The following is a 7548-nucleotide window of genomic DNA, read 5'->3' as shown; positions in this document are numbered from 1 at the left end:
TGGAAAGACTGTTTTAGATTTCAATATAAAAAATGGAGAAGTACCACTCGTGGGGGAACCTGTGCCAACTACAATACCTAGTAAGGATATGGAAGATGTGTACGAGAAGGTTCAAAGTTTCATAAATAAGAATAAACTTGAGGCTACAGTAGATATAAAATCAGATAGAAGGGGGGTTATTCTTCAACTTAAGGCAAATATTTTATTCCAAAGTGGAAAAGCAGAAATTATAGATAAGAGTAAACCAGTATTGAATACAATAAATGCTCTAATATCTACACTTCCAAATAATATTGTAATAGAGGGACATACAGACAATATGCCTATTAGTAATTATGAATATAAAAATAATTGGCAATTATCTTCTGCTAGAGCATTGAATGTACTTGAATATTTTGTAAACATTAAGGGGCAAACCCAACCTAAGCGATTTACATCTGTTGCTTGTGGTGAATACCAACCTATTATACCTAATACTAGCGAAGCAAACAGAGCTTTAAATAGAAGAGTTAATATTTTAATTGTTGCAATTGAAAAGGAGGCCGCCCAAAAATGAGTGATAAACCTAAAAAAAGAAATACAGCTAAAATAGTCATTATAGTTTTATTAGTATTAGTTTTAATTGGCGGTGCAGCTTTTGCAGGTATGTATTTCTTTGGTAACAAAGGGGCCGCTGCCACGACTAATACGCCTAAAGTCGCAGAAATTATTGAGGTAACTTATTCTTTAGACGAATTCTTAATAAATCTGACAGACGACGAGGGAAGGCGCTATTTAAAGGCCGATATTTTCATTGGATATGAAGATAATAAAAAACTAACGGAAGAACTTGTAACTAAAAAGCCAATTATTAGGGATGTAGTCATTGCAACTCTTAGGTTAAAGAAAACAACTGACTTTAGTGATACAGGTATTGATGTTATAAAGAATGAACTAATAGCTAAGGTAAATCCAATTTTAACAAAAGGAAAAATAAGCCATATATATTTTAATTCTATATTGGTACAGTAGGTGGGAAATAATGGATGGACAGTTTTGGATACTAATTATTAAAATTTTATTGTTTTTACCTTTCATATTGATTTTATTAAATTTATCTTTAAAATATGGTGGTGAGAAACTTCAAAAATTGCAAAATGGAAAATATATGAAAATAATAGATAGAGTTGCACTATCTAAGGAGAATAGCATTGTAGTTGTGAAAATTGGTGAAAAAGCATATGCTATATCTTCTAGTTCAAAGGAAATTAATATTTTATTTGAATTGCCAAAGGAAGAAATTATTAGTATTGAAAATAATAAAGACCTACCTCAATATAAAGACATGAAGGAATTATTCAAAAAACATATTTTTAAAAAGGGTGTAAAAGATGAAAAGAAAAAATAAAAACTTGTTTATTTTTGCTTTAGCAATGGTAATAATGAGCATTGCGATGATGAGTATTGTTAACATAAAAGTTGTACAAGCGGCAACGAATTCACTACCAATACCTAAAATTAATATTTCTGTTGATAATGCAAATACTCCAACTGAGTATGTTGATAATATTAAGCTATTAATGATGCTTACAGTACTTACTCTATTGCCTTCATTTATAATAATGTCTACGAGTTTTGTAAGAATAATTGTAGTATTATCATTATTTAAAAGTGCTATAGGTGTTCAAACGGCAATACCAAGAGAGGTTCTAGTCGGACTTGCGCTGTTTTTAACATTCTTCACAATGGCACCTACCTTTACAATAGTAAATAATGAAGCTTTAACTCCATATTTGAATAATACCATAACCCAAAAGGTTGCCATTGATAAAGGTTCAAAGCCTATGAGGGATTTTATGTTAAAACAGACTAGAGCAAAGGATTTAAAACTTTTTTTAGAAGTTGGGAATTTAGAAGATACAGTTAAAAATCAAGTTGATGCAAACGGCAAGGAAATACTGACAAATGGAAAGCCTAAACTTACCTATGATGAAGTACCCCTATATGCGGTGGTGCCGTCCTTTATGATAAGTGAACTAAGACGAGCTTTTGAAATGGGATTTTTGCTGTTTTTACCTTTCATTATAATAGATATTGTTACAGGTAGTATCCTTATGGCTATGGGGATGATGATGTTACCACCAGTCATGATTTCACTTCCATTTAAATTATTACTATTTATTATGGTTGATGGGTGGAACTTACTTGTAAAATCATTAATCATGAGTTTTAGTTGAGGTGAATTAAATGACAGAGAATATTGTGTTAACCGTAGTAAAAGATGCTGTTCAAACTGCAATAATGGTAGCAGCTCCCATCCTACTTACAGCTACTATAGTAGGGCTATTAATAAGTATATTTCAGGCTACTACTCAAATCCAAGAGCAAACATTAACATTTGTGCCGAAGTTACTAGCGGCCGCGCTAATGGGTTTATTAATGGGTAGTTGGATGCTTCACATAATGATTGATTTTACGACTAGAATGTTTGAACTTATTGCTACTATGGGAGGTTAGGTGGAGTTATATTGATTGATACAGCTTATTATTTAGGATATATAATGGTGCTCCTACGAATATCAGCATTCTTTATGGCTATACCAATTTTCTTTCCTAAGTCCACTCCCGTATTGGTTAAAGTTGGATTTTGTGTTATTTTCACTTTTCTGATATTACCAGGTGTTAATTATGGAAATGTGAAATTAATTGATAATAATACAGCCCTTATAATGTTTTGCGTAGCAGAGGTTATAACTGGATTATCCCTGGGTTACATAACAAAGTTCTGTTTTTTTTCAGCACAAATGGCGGGACAGCTTATGGATTTTCATGTTGGATTTTCTATGATGAGCATATTTGATCCTGTATCTAATGATAACGTTACTTTGCTTGGAACGTTACTTTACAGGGTAAGTATTGTAATGTTTTTCGTTGTAGATGGTCACCATATGCTAATAAGAGCTATTATTGATTCTTTTAATGTGGTTGATATAGGAAAGTTTATACTTGCGCAAGGAACAGCTATGATGATGGTAAAGATATTTATAGAATTTTTCATACTTGGTTTAAAAATAGCAATACCAATTATTTTGATAATTCTTATAACAGATTTATGTATGGGACTCGTATCAAGAACAGTTCCCCAATTAAATATTATAATTATAGGTATGCCAATAAAAATATTAGTAGGACTCAGTTGCTTTGCTTTAGTCTTGCCAGCTCTTCTAAATTTAATAGTAAATTCTTATTACACTATGCCAGATGTAATAAAAGCTTTTTATAGAGTAATACCAATGCTTATTATTATTTCAGCGGATAGCGGAGAAAAAACTGAAGATGCTACTCCTAAAAAGAAAAGTGATTCAAAGAAAAAGGGCCAAGTAGCTAAGTCTAAAGAATTATCTTCTACTATTACGTTAATAACTATAACACTTTTGATGATTATGTTAGGTTCGTATGTACTAGACAGTTTAAAAAGAACGGTAAGTGTTTTCTTAAGCAATTATTTAATATTGAGTGTTAATGAGTATACTTTTAAAAATGTGCTTCTCCTTTCATTGATGAGAATAGGACTTGTGATTTTCCCACTTATGGTTCCTATTATGATAATGGGGGTAGTTGCAAGTTTAATGCAATCTGGGTTTATATTAACCAATGAACCACTTAAACCTGATTTTAAAAAACTTAATCCCATAAGTGGATTTAAAAAGATATTTTCTACAAGGTCACTCGTGGATCTACTTAGGAATTTGGCTATAGTATCAACTATTGTACTTGTTGCTTATGATTTTGTAAAAAACAATTATTTACAAATAATGAATTATGGAAGCTTAAAAATAGAAGCCATTTTAATTGTTTTTGGGAAATTAGTAATAGATATATTTTTTAAAATAGCTATAATTATGCTGATAATATCTATAATTGATTTTGCATATCAGAAATATAAACATAACAAAGAATTAAAAATGAGTGTACAGGAAATTAAAGAAGAATATAAGCAACAAGAAGGAGACCCACAGATTAAATCGAAAATCAGACAAAAGCAAAGAGAAATGGCATCTAGTAGAATGATGCAAGAAGTACCTGATGCTACTGTGGTCATAACAAACCCAACTCATTTAGCTATTGCTATTAAATATGAGCAAGGAGAGGCGGCCCCAATAGTTGTAGCTATTGGTGCAGATAATGTGGCTATAAAAATAAAAGAGATTGCAAGTATTAATAATGTTCCAATTATTGAAAATAAACCACTAGCGAGGCTAATATATAAGGAATTAGATATAGGCTCAGAAATTCCGGCTGATATGTATCAAGCTGTAGCAGAGATATTAGCATTGGTATACAAGCTAAAGAAAAAATAGTAAAGGATGATATTTGTGGCTGAAAAAGCAAGATTTAGTATAAAAGATAATCTAGATGTTTTAGTTGCCTTTGGCGTAATAGGAATAATTTTAATGATAATTATTCCATTGCCACCAAAGCTTCTTGATGTAATAATTGCACTTAACATAACCCTTGCAGTTGTAATCTTACTATTAACAATGTTCACAACAGAAGTTTTGCAATTTTCAGTTTTTCCAACACTATTACTTATTACAACACTTTTAAGATTAGGGTTAAATATTTCATCCACTAGGCTAATTCTTACAGAAGCTTATGCAGGTGATATAATTGAGGCCTTTGGAGAATTTGTTGTCGGAGGTAATTATGTAGTTGGTATAATTATTTTCTTAATAATCATCATTATACAGTTTATAGTTATTACAGCCGGTGCTGGTAGAGTATCAGAAGTTTCTGCTAGATTTACACTAGATGCTATGCCAGGTAAACAGATGAGTATTGATGCTGATTTGAATGCTGGTGCTATAACTGAAGAACAGGCAAGAGAGAGAAGAACAAAGCTACAAGACGAAGCCAGTTTTTATGGAGCTATGGATGGAGCTTCCAAATTTGTAAAAGGGGATGCAATAGCGGGCATTATTGTTACCATAATTAATATTTTTGGTGGGATAATTATAGGAGTAGTAATGCTCGGGATGCCGATTGGAGAAGCAGCAACTACGTATGTACGCCTTACTGTAGGAGATGGTCTTGTAGGACAGATACCGGCGCTTTTAATATCAACTGCTTCGGGTATTCTAGTCACTAGATCTGGTAGTAATAAAAATCTTGGAAGTCAAGTAACTGCGCAACTTACTGCATTTCCAAAAGTTATTGCCTTAGCAGCTGTAGTATTATTAGTTTTGGCTGCAATTCCAGGCATGCCACATCTCGTTTTTATTTTACTGGCAGTTGCTACGGCAACCAGCGCATATTTTTTAAGTAAAGACGAAAAAGACCAAAAGATTATGAAAATAGAAAATGATGAACAAGAAAATTTTGAAACAGAAAATAGAGAACCTGAAGATGTAATGAACTTGATTTCTGTGGAACCTATGGAAATAGAAATAGGATATGGATTAATACCACTCGCAGACGAAGCTACAGGGGGGGATTTATTACAAAGGATTGCCTCAGTAAGAAGGCAGTGCGCACTAGAGATGGGAATTGTTGTTCAGCCAATAAGAATTAAAGATAATTTACAACTTAAAACAAATGAATATGTAGTTAAGATTCGTGGAACTGTCATAATTAAAGGTGATTTAATGCCAAGCATGTTACTATGCATTGACCCAAGTTCTGAAGAGATTAATATACAAGGAATAAACACTATTGAACCAACCTTTGGACTTCCTGCAGTATGGATAAATAATGATCAAAGAGAAGATGCTGAAATTAAGGGACTCACAGTGGTAGACCCAACTACTGTAATGGTAACTCATTTGACAGAAACTATTAAGAGTCATGCCTTCGAACTTCTAGGTAGACAAGAAACAAAGATGCTAATTGATTCAGTAAAAGAAAAATATAATACTGTAGTTGAGGAATTAATACCAGATCTTATGACTATTGGTGAAATACAAAAGGTTCTTCAAAGTCTCCTTAAAGAAAAAGTAGCTATAAAGGATATGGTTACAATACTCGAGTCCTTAGCAGATAATTCTAGAATAACTAAGGACATAGAAGTTTTAACAGAGTATGTGCGTTTTTCCCTTGGAAGAAGTATTTGTAATGGACTAGTTGATGACAATGGAAGTATAACAATCATGACTCTTGCGCCTGAAGTTGAGAATATTGTTTCAAGCAACATCCAAAAATCAATACAAGGTTCTTTCCCAGCAGTAGATCCAGATACTACCGGGAAAATATTAAATTCTATTAAGACTAATATTAACACAATTTACTTTCATAATAACCAACCAGTTATACTAGTATCTCCAAAGATAAGGCCAGCTTTTAGGCGACTAATTGAAATGGTGTTTCCTAGCATTTTCGTGCTTTCTCTTAATGAGATACCAAATGAAGTTGAGATTAAAACTGAAGGAGTTGTGACTCTATAATGATTATAAAACGATATGTAGTGGGTAGCATGAACGAAGCCATGACAAGAATAAGATATGAACTAGGCTCAGACGCTGTAATTATAAGTCAAAGAAAAATCAGAAAATCAGGAATAAAAGGATTATTTTCGCATAAGATAATTGAAGTAACTGCAGCAGTTGAAAATCAAATAAATGAGCAGGAACAAAATGAAGAAAATAGTAATGTAGTAAATAGTATAAAAGCAATTAAGAAAGTTGTGGAACAAGAAAATGCAATTAAAGATAACCATAAAGATACTGAGGGACAAAATAACATATTACATAAATTTTCAGGACATGCTGTAGCGCATTCTTCAGGAAATGATTTGGGGAATAAGGAAGCTGCGAGTGATAATTACTCAAAGGACTTAATGAATGAAATGATGCAAATGAAAACTATGATTAGAGAATTAACCAGTGTTAATACAATTTCAGATAATCATAAAAGTGATATAGAAAAAATATTAGAAGAGAATGATGTAGATAGTGAAATTATTGAAAACGTAATCATGAAAATTAAAAATGTTGAAATACAATCTAATGAAACTTCTTTTACTGAATATGACAAGCTGAAATTAGTATTAAAAGAAATGATTCATGTTACTACGCCAAAGCTCGAAGGTAGAATAGTGCTGGTTGGGCCAACCGGTGTAGGAAAAACTACTACTATTGCAAAACTCGCAGGAAGGCTAGCTCTAATTGAGAAGAAAAAAGTAGGATTAATTACTGTAGATACATATAGAATCGGTGCAGTAGAGCAGCTTAAAACTTATGCTGATATTATGAATATACCGTTTGAAGTTGTATACAACATGAATGATATGGAAAAGGCAATAGAGTGCATGAATGAATGTGAGGTAGTATTAATTGATACCACAGGAAGAAGTAGTAAAAATAGAATGCAAATCTCCGAACTTCGAACATTTGTAGAAAAGGCTGACACAAAAAATATTCATTTAGTGCTAAGTTCTACAACTAAAAATAAAGATATCAAATATATTATTGAAGGATATCAAATTTTGAATTATAATAGTATAATAGTAACTAAATTAGATGAAACTTCCACTTATGGGTCCATACTAAATATATTAGAAACTTCCCAAATACC

At 32.0% G+C, this 7548-nt stretch carries 8 protein-coding genes; all 8 read left to right on the top strand.

The annotated features are described in order from the left end of the window. On the top strand, positions 1-556 hold a 556-nt coding region (locus JJE11_RS10855; protein ID WP_291635461.1), incomplete at its 5' end, for an OmpA family protein. Next, complete coding sequence (locus JJE11_RS10850) at positions 553-1011, top strand: flagellar basal body-associated FliL family protein (protein ID WP_291635460.1); 459 nt, start codon at positions 553-555, stop codon at positions 1009-1011. The genes JJE11_RS10855 and JJE11_RS10850, both read left to right, overlap by 4 nt. A 10-nt stretch (positions 1012-1021) precedes the next feature. Next, positions 1022-1387, top strand: coding sequence for a flagellar biosynthetic protein FliO (gene fliO, locus JJE11_RS10845; RefSeq protein ID WP_291635458.1), 366 nt, complete (start codon positions 1022-1024; stop codon positions 1385-1387). Beyond that, complete coding sequence (fliP, locus tag JJE11_RS10840; RefSeq protein WP_291635456.1) at positions 1371-2216, top strand: flagellar type III secretion system pore protein FliP; 846 nt, start codon at positions 1371-1373, stop codon at positions 2214-2216. The genes fliO and fliP overlap by 17 nt, the downstream gene beginning before the upstream one ends. 10 nt (positions 2217-2226) lie before the next feature. Next, positions 2227-2496, top strand: coding sequence for a flagellar biosynthesis protein FliQ (gene fliQ, locus JJE11_RS10835; RefSeq protein ID WP_291635454.1), 270 nt, complete (start codon positions 2227-2229; stop codon positions 2494-2496). 11 nt (positions 2497-2507) lie between these two features. Then, entirely contained in the window at positions 2508-4340 is a 1833-nt protein-coding gene (locus JJE11_RS10830; RefSeq protein WP_291635452.1) for a fused FliR family export protein/FlhB family type III secretion system protein, read from the top strand. Between the two features lie 6 nt (positions 4341-4346). Beyond that, positions 4347-6419, top strand: coding sequence for a flagellar biosynthesis protein FlhA (gene flhA, locus JJE11_RS10825; protein WP_291635450.1), 2073 nt, complete (start codon positions 4347-4349; stop codon positions 6417-6419). Next, positions 6419-7548, top strand: a 1130-nt coding sequence (gene flhF / locus JJE11_RS10820) for a flagellar biosynthesis protein FlhF (RefSeq protein ID WP_291635448.1), incomplete at its 3' end; no start/stop codon positions are given. The genes flhA and flhF, both read left to right, overlap by 1 nt.

The organism is Clostridium sp. (assembly GCF_016650095.1).
Lineage (GTDB): Bacteria > Bacillota > Clostridia > Clostridiales > Clostridiaceae > Clostridium_AD.
This window is presented reverse-complemented; position numbering and strand designations above follow the sequence as displayed.

What these genes read in the sequence shown, in the direction of transcription:
- JJE11_RS10850 (WP_291635460.1), top strand. Translation starts at nt 553, where the DNA reads ATGAGTGATAAACCTAAAAAAAGAAATACAGCTAAAATAGTCATTATA.
- fliO (WP_291635458.1), top strand. Translation starts at nt 1,022, where the DNA reads ATGGATGGACAGTTTTGGATACTAATTATTAAAATTTTATTGTTTTTA.
- fliP (WP_291635456.1), top strand. Translation starts at nt 1,371, where the DNA reads ATGAAAAGAAAAAATAAAAACTTGTTTATTTTTGCTTTAGCAATGGTA.
- fliQ (WP_291635454.1), top strand. Translation starts at nt 2,227, where the DNA reads ATGACAGAGAATATTGTGTTAACCGTAGTAAAAGATGCTGTTCAAACT.
- flhA (WP_291635450.1), top strand. Translation starts at nt 4,347, where the DNA reads ATGATATTTGTGGCTGAAAAAGCAAGATTTAGTATAAAAGATAATCTA.